At 58.0% G+C, this 17755-nt stretch carries 22 protein-coding genes; 7 read left to right on the forward strand and 15 right to left on the reverse strand.

Annotated features, from left to right (window positions below):
- Positions 1–13: 13 nt before the first annotated feature.
- The 8 genes from CP49_RS25290 to CP49_RS25330 all read right to left on the reverse strand — a co-directional run bounded on the left by CP49_RS25290 (position 14) and on the right by CP49_RS25330 (position 7885).
- Positions 14–256 (reverse strand): hypothetical protein, encoded by a 243-nt coding sequence (locus CP49_RS25290; RefSeq protein ID WP_057852883.1) that lies wholly within the window; start codon positions 254–256, stop codon positions 14–16.
- A 321-nt stretch (positions 257–577) separates the two neighbouring features.
- A complete protein-coding gene (locus CP49_RS25295) occupies positions 578–988 on the reverse strand; it encodes a hypothetical protein (protein ID WP_057852884.1) in 411 nt (136 codons plus the stop codon).
- A 381-nt stretch (positions 989–1369) separates the two neighbouring features.
- Entirely contained in the window at positions 1370–2080 is a 711-nt protein-coding gene (locus tag CP49_RS25300) for a sugar transferase (protein ID WP_063799914.1), read from the reverse strand.
- Positions 2081–3651: 1571 nt separating this feature from the next.
- Complete coding sequence (locus CP49_RS25310) at positions 3652–4569, reverse strand: CsgG/HfaB family protein (RefSeq protein WP_245310853.1); 918 nt, start codon at positions 4567–4569, stop codon at positions 3652–3654.
- A 113-nt stretch (positions 4570–4682) separates the two neighbouring features.
- On the reverse strand, positions 4683–5009 hold the full coding sequence (locus CP49_RS25315) for a curli assembly protein CsgF (RefSeq protein ID WP_245310854.1): 327 nt from the start codon (positions 5007–5009) through the stop codon (positions 4683–4685).
- A gap of 224 nt (positions 5010–5233) precedes the next feature.
- A complete protein-coding gene (locus CP49_RS25320; protein WP_057852888.1) occupies positions 5234–5695 on the reverse strand; it encodes a hypothetical protein in 462 nt (153 codons plus the stop codon).
- On the reverse strand, positions 5680–6069 hold the full coding sequence (gene csgH, locus CP49_RS25325; protein ID WP_156438646.1) for a curli-like amyloid fiber formation chaperone CsgH: 390 nt from the start codon (positions 6067–6069) through the stop codon (positions 5680–5682). The genes CP49_RS25320 and csgH overlap by 16 nt, the downstream gene beginning before the upstream one ends.
- A 58-nt stretch (positions 6070–6127) precedes the next feature.
- On the reverse strand, positions 6128–7885 hold the full coding sequence (locus CP49_RS25330; protein ID WP_057852890.1) for a beta strand repeat-containing protein: 1758 nt from the start codon (positions 7883–7885) through the stop codon (positions 6128–6130).
- A gap of 862 nt (positions 7886–8747) precedes the next feature.
- Between CP49_RS25330 and CP49_RS43380 the strand changes: the two genes are divergently transcribed.
- The 3 genes from CP49_RS43380 to CP49_RS25350 are packed head-to-tail and all read left to right on the forward strand — an operon-like array spanning position 8748 to position 10075.
- Positions 8748–9233: a hypothetical protein gene (locus CP49_RS43380; protein ID WP_082646242.1), complete on the forward strand. Its 486-nt coding sequence runs from the start codon at positions 8748–8750 to the stop codon at positions 9231–9233.
- A complete protein-coding gene (locus CP49_RS25345) occupies positions 9214–9627 on the forward strand; it encodes a helix-turn-helix domain-containing protein (protein ID WP_156438647.1) in 414 nt (137 codons plus the stop codon). The genes CP49_RS43380 and CP49_RS25345 overlap by 20 nt, the downstream gene beginning before the upstream one ends.
- Before the next feature lies 1 nt (position 9628).
- On the forward strand, positions 9629–10075 hold the full coding sequence (locus CP49_RS25350) for a DUF6941 family protein (RefSeq protein ID WP_057852893.1): 447 nt from the start codon (positions 9629–9631) through the stop codon (positions 10073–10075).
- Between the two features lie 26 nt (positions 10076–10101).
- Here CP49_RS25350 and CP49_RS25355 read toward each other — a convergent pair whose 3' ends face one another.
- Complete coding sequence (locus CP49_RS25355) at positions 10102–10446, reverse strand: curlin repeat-containing protein (protein ID WP_057852894.1); 345 nt, start codon at positions 10444–10446, stop codon at positions 10102–10104.
- 334 nt (positions 10447–10780) lie between these two features.
- On the opposite strand from CP49_RS25355, the gene CP49_RS25360 reads away from it, so the two are divergent.
- Positions 10781–11494 carry an invasion associated locus B family protein gene (locus CP49_RS25360; RefSeq protein WP_245310855.1) on the forward strand — a complete coding sequence of 238 codons (714 nt, stop codon included), beginning with the start codon at positions 10781–10783 and terminating at the stop codon, positions 11492–11494.
- 506 nt (positions 11495–12000) lie between these two features.
- Here CP49_RS25360 and CP49_RS45145 read toward each other — a convergent pair.
- From CP49_RS45145 to CP49_RS25370, 3 genes are all read right to left on the reverse strand, one after another.
- A complete protein-coding gene (locus tag CP49_RS45145; protein ID WP_156438649.1) occupies positions 12001–12156 on the reverse strand; it encodes a hypothetical protein in 156 nt (51 codons plus the stop codon).
- Between the two features lie 36 nt (positions 12157–12192).
- Positions 12193–12804 (reverse strand): hypothetical protein, encoded by a 612-nt coding sequence (locus tag CP49_RS25365; protein WP_057852896.1) that lies wholly within the window; start codon positions 12802–12804, stop codon positions 12193–12195.
- 359 nt (positions 12805–13163) lie between these two features.
- Entirely contained in the window at positions 13164–13439 is a 276-nt protein-coding gene (locus CP49_RS25370) for a hypothetical protein (protein WP_057900799.1), read from the reverse strand.
- 357 nt (positions 13440–13796) lie between these two features.
- Here CP49_RS25370 and CP49_RS25375 point away from each other — a divergent pair, with 357 nt between their 5' ends.
- Complete coding sequence (locus tag CP49_RS25375) at positions 13797–14411, forward strand: BA14K family protein (RefSeq protein WP_082646243.1); 615 nt, start codon at positions 13797–13799, stop codon at positions 14409–14411.
- Between the two features lie 52 nt (positions 14412–14463).
- On the opposite strand, the gene CP49_RS43385 is transcribed toward CP49_RS25375, so the two are convergent.
- Positions 14464–14667: a hypothetical protein gene (locus CP49_RS43385; RefSeq protein WP_082646244.1), complete on the reverse strand. Its 204-nt coding sequence runs from the start codon at positions 14665–14667 to the stop codon at positions 14464–14466.
- Between the two features lie 228 nt (positions 14668–14895).
- Here CP49_RS43385 and CP49_RS45150 point away from each other — a divergent pair, with 228 nt between their 5' ends.
- On the forward strand, positions 14896–15141 hold the full coding sequence (locus CP49_RS45150; protein ID WP_156438650.1) for a hypothetical protein: 246 nt from the start codon (positions 14896–14898) through the stop codon (positions 15139–15141).
- Between the two features lie 35 nt (positions 15142–15176).
- On the opposite strand, the gene CP49_RS47815 is transcribed toward CP49_RS45150, so the two are convergent.
- A complete protein-coding gene (locus CP49_RS47815; RefSeq protein WP_245310856.1) occupies positions 15177–15665 on the reverse strand; it encodes a hypothetical protein in 489 nt (162 codons plus the stop codon).
- Positions 15666–15709: 44 nt separating this feature from the next.
- Here CP49_RS47815 and CP49_RS25385 point away from each other — a divergent pair, with 44 nt between their 5' ends.
- The gene (locus tag CP49_RS25385; protein ID WP_057852899.1) at positions 15710–16921 is read left to right on the forward strand and encodes a hypothetical protein; all 1212 of its coding nucleotides are present in this window, start codon (positions 15710–15712) and stop codon (positions 16919–16921) included.
- A 29-nt stretch (positions 16922–16950) separates the two neighbouring features.
- On the opposite strand, the gene CP49_RS25390 is transcribed toward CP49_RS25385, so the two are convergent.
- Positions 16951–17223 (reverse strand): hypothetical protein, encoded by a 273-nt coding sequence (locus tag CP49_RS25390; protein WP_057852900.1) that lies wholly within the window; start codon positions 17221–17223, stop codon positions 16951–16953.
- Between the last annotated feature and the right edge of the window lie 532 nt (positions 17224–17755).

Consider the following 17755-nt stretch of genomic DNA (forward strand, 5'->3'; position numbering starts at 1 on the left):
GGACGGCTTGAGACTAGATGCGCTTCGAAGATCGGTTCAGGAGTTCGCGGCTGGTCAGCCCGATCATGTATCCCCCCTGAAGGGCGACCGCAGGTACAAGAATGGCCAACAGCGTCCCGGAAATAGTTTGGCCCTGCGACGCTGCGGCGGCACCGGAGGCTACGACTGTGGCCAGCGTGAGGGGCACCAGGAGCAGGAAGTTGCAGTAAACGCCAATGAATGCTCCGACCAGACAGGCAGCGACGAAAAGTTCCATTTGCGCCCCTGCAGCTTGATGCGGCACTCACAAGTGTTGCAATGCGGTGCGGCTAAGTTAATCAGAGGACCATTAACGAGAAGTTATTTTAACGGCGCTCCCATCCCCTGATTTCCTGATCGGACTGCCGGCCGCCAGAAAGGCTCCCTGGTCATCGCCGGAAGTTGCCACACGGCCGCAACCGGCCGACGAATTTGGTTTGCTCCGACCCGACGAAATACTCTTCCTTCGGACATGAGCGGGTAGTAGTTCCAACTGGCGGCCGAGCGGAGAACAGGGCGACGACCGTCGCCTCTTTTATTAAAACGGGGCAAATGGGATTTAGGTCGTCGTCCGCGCAGTCGACCCGCTTGACGTCTTTGCCAAGTTGAAATCGGGAAACCTCGTCAGGAGTGCTGTTCTTAAGAACTGGTAGTGGCCGATACTTACCGTCAGTTCACTCAACCGGCGCTGCCCGTTCGCGATTTCAGCACCAAGAGTGTCTTGATTCCGGCTATCTTCAGCCTCACGCGTGAGATATTCGTCCGTGCCATTTCCCAGCGTAATGGCAGCTCGTGCGAGTACTTCGTCGACGCGTGCGGTTAGGCCAGCGTGCTCGGCCCTGGCCGCCTGCAGCGCATCTTCGATCGCACGAAAGATAGCTCCAGCTCTGAGACGATCCACTTCGAGGTCCCGCTCTGGAGATCGCGCCTTGAAGTTGATGGCTCGCGGACGCGTGAAAAATCGAAACATGTCGCAGATCCTCGGATAATCTGACGGGATCGACGAGCTCTCGCCGATTCGACCAGAGTAAAGTTACCATGAAGATATAGCAAAAACGGTCGGTGCCTTCAGGCAAAGAAGACGAGTCATCGCCGCCGAGGATGCCAGGTCGCTGCGCTGCGAACATCACGCAAGCGCCGTGTCATTCGAAGCCGCTCCGGGACGGGTAGCCTGAAGCTCCGCGATCCGTTCCGAATTGCTCGTTGCGCAGGGTAGGGCAAATTGCTTGCCTTCAAACCCGCTTCATCGATGTTATCAAGTTCAGTCACGCCGCGATGAGGCAAGCAATGACCATCGTGGTCTTAGATTGCACCTGATTGCCAAATCCAAGCTTCGACGGATTTCATCGTCTCATCCCTTCCGCTTTTCTTTGTTCGTGAAGAACTTGTCGAAGAAAATCGCTGCTAACCGTACCGGTGTCGGCTCCAGCCTGGCGAACAAGGTTGAGATCGCGATCCTGGCATCCAACAAGAGCGACCAGCTCTTGGCATAAGCGCAATCGAAGCTAACTCGCTCGCTATACTTCGCCTGACCGCTGACCCGCCAAAGTCCAGTAATGCCTGGCTTGCACGCCAGATAGGCCGCTGCTTTATCGGCATAATGATCGATTTCGTCGTCGCTGATGGGTTGCGGGCCTACAATGCTCATGTCACCCCGCAGCACATTGAACACCTGCGGCAATTCGTCGAGACCGGCCTTACGAAATACGGCCCCCAAGCGTGTGACGCGCGGTTCGTCCGGTCTCTTTCCGGCTTCGCTTAACTCGCGGGCAGCAGAATCCGCGCTCGAGCAAAGGTGTAGCCGGTGAGCCGGTGCGGAGGTCTCGAACTTCAAACAATCAAAAGCACGACCGCGAAAGCCAACCCTCCGATGGCGAGCGATGATCGACCCTCCTGAGGCCAAGAATGTTGCGACCGCGCAGAAAACAAGAAGCGGCAGCAAAAGCCCGATCCCGCCTACCGCGAGAATGATGTCAATCAACCGTTTGATCGCTCCCCCAACAGGCGCAACGCTCGCCGTTCTGACACTCGCGTCGGAGGTTCGCTTGGCCATTTCCGGCATTAAAAGTCGCCCCACTCGAAAGTATCGGCCGTCAAAATGATTTAAATGCGCAATCAGTTTTAATACCTTATCGCATCGCATCATTCGGGCAAGGCGATTATTGGGCGTAAAGGCGTCTTGTTTCGGCGCCGGCGCGGAGTTCTACCCGAGCCAGCCACGTCTGATCAAATGCTTCGCAAGCGAATAGGCGGCGACGGAATCTAACAGGCGCGCGGCCCGCGTTTGCGACATAGAGAGACTGCCAACGACGGAGTTGACATGCCGGCGTGGTCATCTGGTCCGGACGCGAATTGATTCATATGCCGGTCACGACACTTGTTTATCTTGGCCGGCTCAAGCCAGGGCAGTGAGCTTTCACTTGCAGACGAAGAGGCGATATCTGAACCTAAACCGAATTTTAGCTTACTAACGAATTAGGTCGCCAACAATTAGTGTCCGAACCGGATGGATCAGATGCAACAGATCAGTTCCAAGAAGGCCGAAGATGTCGGGATCGATTGTAATCTTGCTGAGCAGTATGCTGAAATCCAGCGTCTAAGAAGCTGGGTTCGGCGGGCGGAATTGGAGCGAAAAGGCGGTCCCCGTCGGCGGACCGTTCGGAAACATCCTGGCATCGATCTTGCCAAGCACAAATGACGTTCGCATGCGCGAGTTCGCGTTGAACTCACTGCGATGTCAGGGTGTGCTGGCGAAGGCCGAACCAGGTAGCAACCTAAAGCCAGGCGGGGCTGCAGGAGAGCTGGATGGCCGAGACCAGCGAGAATGCGCTGGCTGCATTTGACGCCTTCGTTGAAACCTGGGGCGTCAAATATGACAAGGCCTGTCGAGTGCTGGGTCTTCGGCAACTTGTTTGGCACGTTGGCGGTTTTGTGCACCCTGCAGCACAGGCCGCTGGTCTGAGGCCACGTCTTCCCGACTGCTTGCCAGAAGCCGGTCTACGCCGGATGGATACACTTCGATCCGCCTTGACTGGCTTTTCAGCTATGGCGGCCGTGGATCATGGTGCTCCACCACATCGCGCCTTATGGGCGTCTCCAGTCTCAGCACTTCGAGTGTGAATTCACGACCCGGGCGTGCTAAGAAGGCTATGCCGCGACGTGAGCGGTGGAATTGATTGGCTTCGACAGCGGTCATTCGCACGCTGTCGTTTGCTTAGGCCGCGCACATGATTTGCTTGGAAACCTGTTTCGTACCTGCGCCTTTTTAGTGCTCAGGCTGGTATCGAACGTCAGTAGAAGAAAGGGAGCGTAGGATGCATACAGGGCAATTGGCGGTCTGCGTACTGGCCGCTCTTGGAGCTTGGTCCCAATTGGATTCGGCTGATGCCCGCGAGCGAAGGCGAGGCTCGGAAGCGCGGGTCGAGCAGGCCCATGGTAGCCTGCCGCCGGGCGCAAACATAGATGGCGGAAGCAAAGCGCTGAAAGGCGCGCCAGAGGGCGGGGCCGGCTCTGCCGCCACAAAGACCGGTCCTACCGCACCGGTGACCTGCAATCAGCAGAACGCATCGTCGCCGGCCTGTTATAGCGCGACCCAGCAGGCACGCCCTGTCGCGCGATAAGCCGGCGGGCCTATCAGTTCTTGGTGATCACCACCGGCTCGGCCATCGGAGCGGCTGCGACCACGGCGACCGGCGGCGGCACGGCCTTGCGGTGGAGTTCGAGCTCCCGCATGAATGCAGCGCCGGCCGCGGTGTCCCTGAACTCCCAGAGATTGTTCTTCACGCCTTCGAAGATGAGGGAGTAGACGGCGAGTTGAATGCCTTCGCGAACGGCGAGCGTCGCGGGCGAGTTCTTGGTCACGCCGATATCCGCCTGCAGCAGCGCATCGACGGCGGCGAACTGGAAAGCGTTGGCGCCGACGCTCGTGGAATAGATGGTCTTCGTGGTCGTGACGGATGCCAGCACGCGGCCGGTCTGCACGCTGACAGCCCGCAGCGCCACCGAGACAATGTCCTGGCGATACGACACGTTGCCGCCGATGCCAAGGTAGTTGGCGCCGATGCCGCCGGTGGTCTCGTTGGTATCGTAGCCGATCACGCCGCCATCGAGCAGCACGCCGGCAAACCGCAGGGGCGGCAGGCTCTGGGCTTTGTTTCCCATCAATGCGGTGCGGGTATTCTGAATGATTTGGCGTTCCTGCAGGAGTGACTGCAGGTCGGCGCGTTCGGCGACGTCGAACCAGGCCCCACCGCCGGCCTTGACCAGAACATCGGTGAGAATCGAGCTGCCGCCCTGGGTCACCGCACGCGAAAATTCGGCAAAATTGTCGTTCGATTTATTCTGGCCCGTCATGTCAGGAAAATTGTAGACGGCAACGTCGAGCTTCTGCCTCGGGGGCGGAAGCGTATCCAGAACCAGGCCGGTCTTGGTCGCGGGCACAAGGGTTGCAGCCTGCGTCACGGGATCCTTGGCCGTGCCGGTGAGGGCGCAGCCGCCTGCCGTCCAGCCGAGGAGCGAGGCCATAGCCAGCCTGACAACGAGACGATTCAAGTTAACCCCCAAGACAAAGTCGTGCGCGCTCCAAAAAGGAACGGTGCAGCCAAGGACTGGTCCGCAAGCCGACGAAGCAAAAAAGCGAAAAGAAAGGCCGCGAATGACGGCCTTTATGGACTCGATGGAATGGTCGTCTGACCGTTGCCGCCGATGATGATGACGGGCTGCCCGCCGCCGTTGCCGATACCGCTCAGCGCGTTGGTGAGCCCCGAAAGATCCGGGCTCTGCTGACCGGACTTGGTGCCGTTGCCCTGAGCCTGGGCGGTGGAGAGCAGGAAGTTTCCATTCAACGCATTGCCGCCAAACGTGGGGCTCACAGGGCGATAAATCTGCTCCGTTGCGGAAGCGGAAGTGGAAAGGACGAGGCCTGCGACCAGGCCGGCTAGGGAAATCAATAATCTACTCACGGCAATCTCCATCAAAATTAAATCGATCAAAATCCCGCGTAAGTTACCAAAAGCCTATAGATAAGGCTATTGCGGGCCAGCAACACTGCGACGCTATCTCAACGGCCTCAATAATTTCTAAAGCTTCGACGTTTTCTGAACGCAGGGCTTACTGGCAGATAGACTTGGAGCATCGTTGTTAATCCCGACAGAGGTCGGGCTGCTGAAAGCCGAACTTACCCACGTTGCATCTCCTCTAGAGAAATTCGAGTGGATTATCGCTTGATCAGCAGCCCGCCGTTGGGAAGCCGCGCGATCATCACGTTGACCGGCGCCGATCCGTTCGGCTGGATCACACCCACCGCAAGTCCCTGCGTGTTGATCAAGGCAACGTTGGACTTCAGATTGTTGCCGGCCTGCAGGACGCCGACGCTGTTGGCGTAACCCTTGATGATGCCGACATTCGAAACGTTGTCGGCGCCGAGCTGCGCCTGGAACACCTTGTTGTAGGCGCCGATCTCGAGTGTGCTGGCGTAGTTGCCGCCGCTGGCCGCTGCGGCCAGTTCGGGCACGGCCTTCAGGCTGGCGGTCCTCGGCGCCGTGTAGGCTGCCGCGCCGCCGCCGGTGAGGGCCGCGGTCGGCGCAATGGGATTGGCGACGCTTTGAGCAAACGCACCGGAGCTGGGCAGGATCGAAATGGCTGCGAACGCGGCAATTGATTTTAGGGTGAGACGCATGAAACGCTCCCGAATTCCTTTGTGTCCAGTGTCAGCCGCGCCCGGTAGTGGCCGCGGGCAGACCCGTCCAGAACGACTGTGGTCAGTATGGCGTCCCGATCGGCATCCAGCCCGAACGCCCCGCTTTGGACGTTCTGGCTGGTGCCGCTCGGACTCTGCTTGAGGATCTCGAAGCGATAGTTTCCGGTCGCGGATTCCGGACCGTTGGCCACCGCGTCGAGCCGAAGCATCTCGTTCTGCGATGTCACCCGGATCTGGCAGCCAATGGTCATTTTCGGCTCCGCTGCGGACGAAAGCTCCGCCCGCGTACAGTTGAGAAAAACGCCAGTGGCAATGGCAAACCCGGTGACGAAGGTCGTGCGCAAGCCCGACATGCCCGTCATCCCCTGAAGGAGAGGGCGGCGGAGAGAAATCCCGCCGCCTTCTGTGGGCTTACTTCTGGACGGTGATCGCGGTGTTGTGCGAACCGAACTGCGCCGTAACCGAGGTGTTGGTGACGCTCGCGCTGTTCTGGGCGGTCACAGCGTAGTTGCCGGTACCAACCTGAACGGTCGCCTGGGTATTCAGGGCGCCAATCATCGGCTGCATGCCGGTCGACTGGGCAGCGATCGCGGTGTTGTTGTTGCCGAACTGAGCAATCAGAGAGCCGTTGGCTCCGAGGTTGAGCGGGTTGGCGATCTGGTTGGTCAGCGCCTTGTTACGCGAACCGACCTGGATGGTGGCGGCGGCGTTCAAGGTGCCCGACACAACCGAGTTCGACTGCAGCGTCACGGCCGAGTTCTTCTCGCCGATCTGCACCGTTCCCTGAGCGTTCAGGCCGTTGGTCTGGCTGGCAAGGGCGAAGTTCTTCTCGCCGATCTGCACGGTCGCCGAGTTGTTCGACGAGGGCAGAACGCTCATGCCGCTCTGGAGCGTGAAGGCAGAGTTTTCCTTGCCAACCTGCAGCGTCAGGGCGTTGTTGTCGACAGCATTCACACCGATGAAGTCGGGTGTGGTGACGGAGCCCCAGAGCGTCGGAAAAACGAGACCCGAACTAAAACTCGGGCCTTGGAAGCCGACTGGAAGAATGGACGGAAGATAGCCGGAGATGACGTTTCCTCCGATCCGACCTCCCTGCGAAACCTGATTGGTGAACGCTTTGTTGCCGTTACCAAGCTGCACTGTCGTTGATGTGTTTACGCCACCATAGTAGGCGCCCAAAGTAATCGGCGAGAAGGTTGTGCTCGAATCATTGAGGGCGGGCTTCTGTATCCAGGGCCCGAAGAAGCTATTTTTGGTATAGTATGGGGTTGAGGTCGTGGAAGAAGCAAACTTCGTGATTTGACCCTGCTGCGCCGGGGAACCCTTCGACACTTGGCTGGTAACGGCGGTGTTGCCATTGCCGGCCTGGAACGTGGTCGAGGTGTTGGTGAGGCCCTGCGCGTTGCTGTTCTGGCCGGTCAGCGAGAGGTTGCCGTAGCCGATCTGCAGCGTGCCCTGGTCGTTGTTGCCGCCGGTCTGGCCGACGAACGAACGGTTGAAGCCGCCGAACTGCAGCGTGGTCGAGTCGTTGGTGCGACCGTTCGTCTGGACGCCGGTCTGGTTGGTGACGGCAAGATTGCCGACGCCGACGCTCAGCGTGGTCTGGTTGTTGTTACCGCCGGTCTGGTTGACGAACGCACCGTTGAAGCCACCGATCTGGGTGGTCGACGAGGTGTTGGTCTTCGCGGCAGCGGCGTCCTGCGACGTCGTGGCGAAGTTACCGACACCGATCTGCAGCGTGTTCTGCTTGTTGTTGCCGTCCTTCTGGTCGGCCGCCGAGGCGTTGAACGCGCCGAACTGCGCGGTGGTCGAGTCGTTCAGCTTGCCGTTGGTCTGCGTGCCCTTCTGCGTGGTGATTGCGAAGTTACCGACGCCGCCCTGGATGGTGGTCTGCTCGTTGTTGCCGCCCCTCTGGAGAGCAACCGAACCGTTGTGGGCGCCGAACTGCAGCGTGTTGGACGTGTTGGTCTTCGAACCAGCCTGGTCCTGCAAGGTCAGCGCGCCGTTCTTCTTGCCGACCTGAATCGTGTTCTGCTTGTTGTTACCGCCGTCCTGGCCCGCGATTGCCTTGTTTTTTTCGCCAGCCTGCAAAATGAAAGATTCGTTGCTCGCCGCAGAAGCGAGCGACGTCGTCGCCATCAGAAATGAAATGATTGTTAAATTTCGCATTTGGAAATCCCTTGTTTCCCATTGGTGGTACAGCGACCATCGCTGCCCTCCTGGGCGGGACTTAACCCTTTCTTAAGCATGCTCTGCAAGTGCCAAAGCAAATTTTACCCTAATGTTCGTGGTTTAAATTCTGCGACGGCAATGTTTAGTCGCTGGGAATGCTATCCAACCTTCAGCGGGGATTAATGAAATTCGACTTGTTGACTTATATGTCGACATCGTTGGCGTCGATGCTACGAGGCACGGTTTGTTGACATGAATGTCGACAAACGAGGACGTGCTGCTCATCTCCGACGGATATCGGGAATCGATCGGCGAGCTCCGCTTTTTTGTGGTGCGCCGAATCATCGTGTGGCTGACCGACCGGTTCGCTGGCGCATCCGGGAAATCACCGCGTGTGGATTGCTATTGTCGATCTGCTCTTCAGCTGCCGCCAAGTCAGGATTTCTGTTTTGGCTTGCGATGGAAGGGTAGGCGAGAAGCGCACGGTTTCTCCTGGCGGGCATCGCATGTGAACATCGGCCCCAGTCTTCGCTTCGGTTCTGTGCTCTCTTCGAAATCGAAACGGTGATCGGTCTCGGCTGTAGTGACAGTCGATGGCTGGCGTCTTTAGGTCTAGGCTGTCACCGTTGGCCGTGAAGTCATTTCACGCGGCCCGGATGCCGGGCGCCTGAATGGTTGCAATGCAGCAGATACTCCCGTTCAGCCCGGAAGCTGTGCCTTCAGCGCCTCAGGTGCAAAAATTTAGGGTTGCGCGCGGCCGGGCCGAATACCATTGTAACGTTCGGGAATGCGCATCGAGCCGCATGCTAGCATCAACGGATCCACGAATTTATGACCTCGGAGCGGTTGTAGACTTAATATGTCAACGATCGAAGATCTCGTCGCCGCGGGGGCCATTTCGAGAATTGAAGTGGAGTTGAGTGGCCGCGAACAGGCGCAACGCCTGCTGTATGGAACGCCTGATTTTATTGAGTGGCTTCGTAAACTCGTAAACGGCGCTGAAGCCGAAGGCCGCCTCGGGCAAGCGACAGCCGCAGAGCAAATCGATCAGCTTTTCCACCTATATCTAAGCGGCGGGCCTCTTATCCATACCCGCCAATTTCGATATATTCGCGCCGAAGAAAATGCTGTATGGGAATTGAAGACGCCGGATATACGCATATTCGGCTGGTTCATGAAACGAGATTGCTTCGTTTGCGTATTTGGTGATTGGGCTGATAGAGTTAAAGACCACGAGCTTTATCGTGGCTATCGAATTGCAATAAGAAGAATCCGTCGGCAATTGGACGTTGATAATACTTTATGTGTTCAGGGGGTAGATCCAGGTGACGTCCTTTCAGTTTGATATTGGAAGCAGGGCGCGTAATGCCGGTCGATTTATTGGTCGCGTCAGAAATGAATTGCTGAGGGCGCTCTCAGAGCGGAAAAAAGACGAGAAGCTTTCGCAGCAGCAGCTTGCGAAGAAGCTCGAGGTTCATCGCTCGCTGATTAACCGGCAGCTCTCCGGAGAAGCGAATCTGACGCTGAGGTCACTGGCGGATCTCGCGTGGGCGATGGATATGGAAATCTCATTTGAGCTCAAGAAGCCGGTGGTCGAGGCGGGACAGAATCAGCCAGTAACCACTTCGACGATCGGCCATGGCCAGATCAAATATATAGATGGCGGTAGGCGACGCACGTCGCTTTGTCAGAAGCTCGTCGCATCTTCGCTCGCGCCGGGCGAGCAACGAAATCTCTAAGATGAGACGTTACGGCTATTCCATTTTCTGCGACGACATTCGAAGTGAAGCTGGTGGCAAGCTCAGCTTCATCGGCTGTTATAATGCGGTCATGATGACGGCGCAGAAATTCCCGCTAGTCCTTTCCAAGTTCTGCATTCATTTCCACGTGTTCTCTCCCGCAACGCAGCCCTACACGTCTGTGACGGCTCGGTGCTATGTGCCCGGCGAGCCGGAGCCTATTGCCGAAGAGCCGATCGAGGTGCCCGGACTGCTGGACCAGCAGAACCTGCTGGATAGGCTGCCGAAAGATATCGCTGTCCCGCCCTATATCGTCGTGGCATCGAGCCTGGTTTTCTCGCCGCTGGAGATCCGGGAGCCGGGCCTGATTAACATTCGTGTTGTGATCAACGGAGGACCTGACGAATTGCATCTCGGCTCGTTGCAGGTGGTACCCGCCTCGACGTAGCGAAGAATGAGGAGGAGCTCGAGGAATCAGCGTCGCTGATTCACGATGGCCTGATTTCCCGCGCCCTGCTGGACGATTGCGGACAAGTTGTTTCCGCCGGTCTGCGCAACCATTGCGAAGTTGTTCGTCCCAACCTGTGTGACGGAAGAAACGTTGGCATTGGGTGGCAATGTCGTCGGCGCCGCAGCGGCAAATGCGTTCGCCTTGACAGGCGCTGCGATCTTCGCGGCCGAGACCGCTTCTGTCGGCCATTTGAAGCTGCCGGCCATCTGCCTGCCACCGCCGATCTGCGGAATGAAGACCTCGCCCGCCAGGCTGGGCGTATTGGCTGCAGTCAGGAGGGCCGCGAGAACGAGGATGTGTGTACGCATTCTACTCACCATTGCAATGCGCCGTTCTAGCGGATTTTCCTTAATGACTCGTGACGCCCTCATTTTCGGTTAGCGTTACCGATCCGATTGGACCATCGCGAAGCCGTTCGTTGACGTGTTCGGCGCGCAGGGCTGGATGGCTTTGAATTTCGCAGCGCACACGGGCGCGACATTGTCGTCTGCAGCGCATGTCGTGCTCCACGAAAGTAAACCCTCCGAGTAATCGGTCTCTGCGACAAACCTTGCAGGTGCAGGGAAAGTAGGGGCTGGCGCTGGCGTTGGGCTGGCGATATCTTGCCGTCGTTTGTAGTCATGTCCCCTCAGCGTTTTGCGGTTGCCCGAGCACGAAGGCTTTTGTGTTATGCGCGAATTTTCATTTTCCAAGGCTCACATCATTCTTTTCGTATCTGCCGCAGTCTTTTGTGATGTGGCGCCACTTCATGCCCAAGACACGCTAGGGCCCGTCGAGCCCAATGCCGTCTTCATTCCGCAGGCGGATCCAAAGGGAGCCAAGAAGGCGACGGCGCCTGCACGCCGGTCTGCGCCGCAAGCGGCCAGTCAAGGCCAGGTGCAAACGAGCACTGCGTCAGGTGCGCGCGTCGGCGCATTGCCGAACGGCGCTTCCCAACTCAGCGAAACATACGGCGACTGGACCTTGAATTGCAGCACGGGAGCTAAGGCTTGCACGCTGAGCCAGGCGCTCGTCAACAAAGAGGGGCAGCGAGCCTTCATGATCGAGTTGCGGGTTGCAAAGGAGGGCGCGAGCGAGGGAACGATCCTGATGCCGTTCGGCCTCAAGCTGGAGGCCGGCGTTCTCCTCAAACTGGACGGTCAGGATATGGGACAGGGCCTGCGCTTCTCGACCTGCGTGGCGCAAGGTTGCGTGCTTCCCGTCACCTTTCCGATCGCCGGCATGAACGCGATACGAAACGGCAAGGCGCTTGCGGTGGACGCGCTCAACATGAGCGATGGTCAACTCATGACGTTTAGCGTGTCTCTCAACGGTTTCGCTGTCGCGGTCGATCGCGCCATCCAGCTCGCGAGCTGAATCCAAACGGAGCAACTTCAGCTCGTCTGAACAAGCCGCCTTGATACAGAGCAGCGCGACGCGTTCTCCTGCTCCTATTGGAAACTTGCCTCGGGAGATTATCGCCGGGCCGTTTAGCCGCGTCTCGTTGCATCCCTTCGTCCAAGCCATGCGAGGACACCGCCGCGATTTTGGGGGTTCCCTTTTCCCTCAACCGGAATAAATCTTACCCTTGCTCGAACCAACTATGGGGACGGTGGTGTTTTCGCATTCTTGAAGTGGGGTTGCTGAGCGAATTTCCTTCTTCGTCGGGAAGGATTCAATGAAGTCTTCCGGTGCTGATAGGCAGTGTCAAGGCGCTGTGGCCTTGATGCCATAACCGTACGCGTGCCGAAGGACGCAGGGTGTTCTGCATCACCCATCGCGCGCCTGGCGGCAGCGGGGAGAAGCTGAGGATTGAATTTTCAATGGGCGTACGGCGGAGCTGTTGATCTGTAATGGATCCAACCAAGATACGGATGAGATATCTAATCCTCATTCTTGCGGCGGCGGTGCTTACCGCCGCCGTCCTCCGGCACACGCTTCATGTTCATGCCGGCTTCACGCGAATTGAGATTGCCATACTTGCGGTTGTTGGCCTGGTTGCCTTTTTGACGGCGATCGGTCTGGTACGGCGCAGGCATCGCGACTGAACGGGCCGATAAATCTCTCGTTGCCGCTCAGAGCGAAGCCCAGCCCGCGGCGCGCTGCCGGGTGACGCTTCTTTCCTCGACGAGCACCAGTTCTTTCTGCATGCGCTGGACGACGTTTGCCAGGGTTTCCGCAGCCAGCTTTCTGTCCGCTTTGCCGAATTTTGCTCCCTGAATTTCCCAGTTCGGATCGAGATTCGATTTTGGGGTCTTGCGCCCGACGATCACACCAACGAAGTCTTCGCAGGGCGCAGTCTTCTTCACAGCCTCCGAAATCGCCGCTTCGAGTTCCGGAACGGTTATCTCAGTGCGGGAATCGTTTCTCCACCACTTCCGCTTTTTCGGCCGGCCGAGTGGTTGCTTCTCTGGGGCTGGTTCTTCCTGTGGCACTACTTCCGGAGACGTGGCGACAGCACTCACCGCAGGCTCCTCGACTTCCATAGGAGGCTTCGCTGAAGCTTTCTTCGCATTCCGATGCCTGCTCGTTTTCCTGGACTGTCGCGCCTTTCGCCTGATCCAGAGATTGATCTTCTTCGCGGCAAGAACAACGGCGCTGCCGTCGCTGCTCTGTTTGGTGGCATCGTGCAGAATCAGCGCTATCAGCGCAATCCAGAGGATTAAAATCACGATCCAAACAAACATCGTTCATCCATCTACGCCGTCGATCTGGAGCACGGATGTTTCCGCGAGCCCGGCGAGCGTGCAAGGAGATTTTGTTGGCTGGAGCAGGACCGTGAACCGGATCACCGGAGCCGGGGGCGCGGTCGGCCAAAACCGGCGCCTGCCAAAGGCGTTACAGGACTCCGCGCGGCGCGAAGGCGTTTCGCACCAGCCCGTGTCATTAGCATCAAGTGCTCAAGAAAACGGCGATAGATCGAGCCCGACTGACGTTCCGAAGAACGCCAGTCGCACCTTGGGGTGGCCAGGTGCCGCGCGCGAAGACGAACAGCCCGCTTAGCCGGCCTTGGTCATTTGCGAATGTTCCGCGGAGACCCCCGGGGTCAGTACCGCACCGAAAGCACACGCGTCGCCTGAAGCACCGGTTCGCAAATCAGAATCGGACCGTAACGATAGACGCGCCGCCGGAAGAACGGCTCCCAATTCGGAGTCGGGTAGATGTAGGTCGGACGTGGCCCCGGATCGCTGCAGGCACCCGCACTCAGCGCATACGCGGTGCCAGCGTGCCGCAGATGGCGGGCCTCGGCGGGGCCTGCAGCGGCTATCGCGGTCATGCCCAGCACAAGAGAGGCAGTCAAAATGGGCTTGATACTTTTCATGAATCTCAATCCCCGGATGATTGAATAGTGCCGGAACATTCCGTGTGGCGTCAACTACAGTTCGTTCGATGAGGATTGCAAGCAAACTAGGCGGGGGTGGCAGGTATCCTGTGACTCACGGTTGCGCCTAGCTGACCCGCCGGATTTGATTTCGTCAAGGACCGTCAGCCTCTTGTCGCGGAAAGAATGCAACCAGGATGATGGCTCGATGGTAGAGGGCTGGCATTATGGTGGAAAACTGCGCAGTTGCGCCATTAATTGGCCGCGACTCGACCGTCATCGCGCCATCAGCGCGCCTCGAACAAACGATCTATCGGAATCCTCTAGCTTTAGTTTAAATTAGTTGAGTTGTTAGCAATGAGACACTTGTGGGCAATTCTTCTCATTTTGGCTGCGACGCTATCGGTCTTGTTCGGGAGGAGCGGCGCTGGCGTCGCCCAGTCGTCGGATTCCACGCAGCGGACGGAAGCTTCCGATGACGGGCCGCCGCCCGGCGGGTGCAATCCGATCGGCGTAACCGCCTCGGGCGAAATCGTTTTCCCGATGACCTGCAAGGATTTCATTGAAAAGCACAAGGCCACGGACCGCGACGCCGGCGCGGCGAAGACGAAGCCAGCGACCGGCGATGCCAGCATTACCGCAGCTGCGGCCGAGGCCGGCAAAGCTCCCGCTGCTGTCGATGCCGGCAAGGCGCCGACTGCGGCCGATCCAAGCAAGCCTGACGAGAAAGACGCCAGGCCCGCTGCGGCACAAGCTTCAGCGGATGAAGCAGCCCGGCCCGCAACCAATCAGGCCGCGGTAGCGCCGGCCGAGATCAGTAATTTCGCGACCGAACCCGCTACAACAGCCGCAGTACCGAAACGGGCCCGAAACCGCGTCGCTGGTTCGCCTGGCTGTATGAAATTCCGGACGTACGACGCGGCGAGCGGGACTTATCGCAGTTACAGCGGACATCGTCGGCCGTGCCCCTGAGGCAGAGGCCATCCGTAAACGAACAGACGCGATCGCTATTTCGCACAGCCCTTTACTTGTCTTTGCGGAGGCAAACCACGCGTCCCAAGGTTTGAACCCGCTGGGCTGGAATTGGTGCGTTGATTTCATTCCTGATTGCTTCTGCTGCATTGTTGCAGAGCTCTTCTGAAGCAAAGGGTTGAATCAGCTGCGAGGTTGGCTGAGTGGCGCTTCCAAGAACAATCCATTGCAGCGAGACGAAAAGAACCCATTCCATGCGGTAACTCCTAGCTGTGTATGCCGGCGCGGCATTCGTGCGCGATCACTGTCTACGGCGAAACATTGAATGGCGGAGGCCGTTTGTTGATCTGGGGAACGGCGCCGAGGCCCGGAGCGGAGTTCCGAGGGACAGCGCTGGAACGGCTGCCTGCGATTCCATGTACCACCTGGGATGCATTCTTCCGTATTCGGGTCTATGATAAGCGCTGGAAAAAATAGAGGTCACATGAAAATCACGTTGGCGGTTCTTTGCCTGGTTGCTTGCAGCAGCTCGGCGCTCGCACAATACGGCGTATCGAACGCCAGAGACGGCAATGGCAATCTCATTCGCAATTCCGGGATGAACCCGGGACGAAATTGGGATCGTGCGCCCGTCAACAATTTAAACGGGCCGATCAGGCAGACGATCACCCCGGCACCAAATCCCACGCTGGCGCCAAATACTGCAGCGACAAAGCGCACCAGAAATTAACCCGGGCGCTCGACGTGTTGACGACCGTCGGTCCCTTACCAATAGACCATCGGCCTTTCAGGCGCTCCGCAAACGATTGCGCGGCGGCGTTCAATTCCCGCCGGTGTTTCCACGCTGACCATCTTGATGCAGCCGGGATGGATGGCCAGGTTGTAGTGGAAAGGAGGCTGGCTGAAGTAACCGTGGATCGGGCAGAGATAGGCGAGGTCAGGTCCGCAGCGCGTCAAAGGATACAGCCCGCGCGCCGACGCTTCATCTGACAGGCCACCAAGCACTGCGACGATCGTGGAAAAAACGGCGATCTTGATGGCGTGCGACATTTCCGGATCCTTGCTGCGTGGGACGATGAGATCGAGCAGGAACGGACCATAAACCGTAATGGGCCGGTTGGCCAAGCTATATGCCGAGATCAGCCCGACCCATTGCCTTGGGAAAGTTCTGGAATAGTCTTCAATTTCGTATCGCGTATCGGACCGGTGGGCCTGAACACCAAGCGTCAAGACATTAATAGCGTGCTTTTCCATGGCTTTAGCCGGTAAATGAGATCGCAAGAAGCGTTGCATGGTCCATGAAAACAGAATTGTCGCAGCCTGACGGAAATGAGACCGCGGTTTTCCAGAACCAGGCGGTCGAGTTCGCCCTGATTCTCTCGCGGATGATCAACACCGTGAAGGAAGACCCTTCACAGATGCGCCTGGCGATCTACGAGTTTGCCCGCGCAAGGCTGAAGACCGATACATCCTGGGCCAATGATGCGGAACGAAAACAGCTTTTGTCCTCGCTCGAAGCGGCGATTCGGGGGGTTGAAGACTTCGCTGTACGCGGCGGAGACCAGGCACGTATTGAGGCTTCGACGCAAGCTCCGCAGCTCCCGGGCCGGAAATCCCAGGAAGAACCACCGGGCATGTCAGTTGTGGAGATCCATCGTCCGGAGCCGCCGCAAACGATTGTTCCTGGGAAGGTGGTTTATTCCTGGGACAACGCTACGCCGGCCGCAGGAGTTCAAGCCGCACGACTCACGTTGAGGCCGAACCGCTTCTGGATCGGGCTGATGCTATTTTTCGCTGCGGTGGCAGGCACCGCGATTTACGCGAACATGCAGTTGATTTTTGCGCTTGGTCGCGACGCGGAAGTCACCAAGGCGGCGTCACCGGCAAGCGCAGAGCCCGCAGCTCCGCCGGCATCGGCGCAATCTCCACCTCCGACGTCTCTCGCTTTCGAAACAAAATCAGCCGCCGCGGCCACGCGGCCATTTCCGTTGCCCACTGATTATGGCGTCTACGCTTTGAGCAGCGCCGGCTTGAGCGAATTGAGCCCTCTGCCTGAACAGGTGCCTGACAAGCGGGTCTCGATATCTACACCGATCAGCCAATCCAGCAGCACAACCTTGCCTGACGGGAAAGCGAAGTTCGTGGTGTATCGGCGCGACTTGGCAGGTAACGCGCCGGAGAGGATGGACGTTCGCGTCGTGGCCAAGGTGGTGCGCGCCCTGAAGTTCGATGCCAAGGGCAAGCCGGTTATTTCGCCGGTCTCCGATGCCTGGAATATCCGAAATCTGTCGTATGAATTCAGGGTGCGGCCGATTGCCGGGAATCCCGAAATGCTGCTGGTGCAACCGGCGGATTCTGAATTCACTCTGCCCGCTGGCCGCTACGCGCTGGCTCTAAGAAACCAGGGGTACGACTTCACGGTTGCTGGTGAGATCACCGACCTGTCGCAGTGCCTTGAACGGACCGATGCAGTCAATGGCTCGTTTTATTCCGATTGTCGAAAGCCGTAAGCAAGCTTTTAGAGACCCGGAAAGCTACATTATAAAGAACCCCAGAATCTGAGTACGCTGCTCTCGCGGAGAGCTGCACTTAACGCAGCCCTGACCACTAATCCTCCAAAGTAACTGCCTTGCACGATCATTTGCGCCGCCATCACGGCCAGAGCGGCGTTCAGAAAGCCAAACCCGTAGACGAAGGAAAAGACGACAGAGACCACGAGAAGCAGAGCCAGAAACCAAAGGAGAGCTCTGACGCGGAATGCCATGCCAAATACAAATCCCAATATGGCTAGCGCGACTGCAGCATACGTCATGCCAATGTCCCCCGTCGCTTGTGACGATACCGCCGTACTCGCAGAAAGTACTCAACAGGTAGGACTTGCGAAGACAAAGCCTAAGACCGCTACTTGTTCGCCTTTATTCGCCCGTCACGGGGCTGGCTCGCTCATTCCGCGTGAGCGAATCATTACTTGCATTGAATCACGAGACTTTGAAAAAAGCAGCTGCAAATCACAAAAGGATCAGCACTGGTTGGCCGAGTTTTGCAGCCCCGAAAAGGAGAATTGTTTGTCTGCTTCGCGATGCGACCCGCGCGGGTAAGTTGTCAAGACGGCGATTCTTTAAGGATGGCAAGCCAATACAGACTTGCGCCGCCTGTTGTGATGCTATCGTAGGCTGCGCATTATTTTTAATCAACTCTTAATTGAACGTGAATGTCAGGGAAATCCTAGGAGTCGACGTTCAATAGCGTTTTAGAGGGCAGACAAACACTCCCGATTTCCGGGACACATTCTGGATCGCGCGCCGGTGAGTGGGGCCAGAGGTCTTCCGGGGGATGCGTCTCGG

This window comes from Bradyrhizobium valentinum (genome assembly GCF_001440405.1).
Classification (GTDB): Bacteria; Pseudomonadota; Alphaproteobacteria; order Rhizobiales; family Xanthobacteraceae; genus Bradyrhizobium; species Bradyrhizobium valentinum.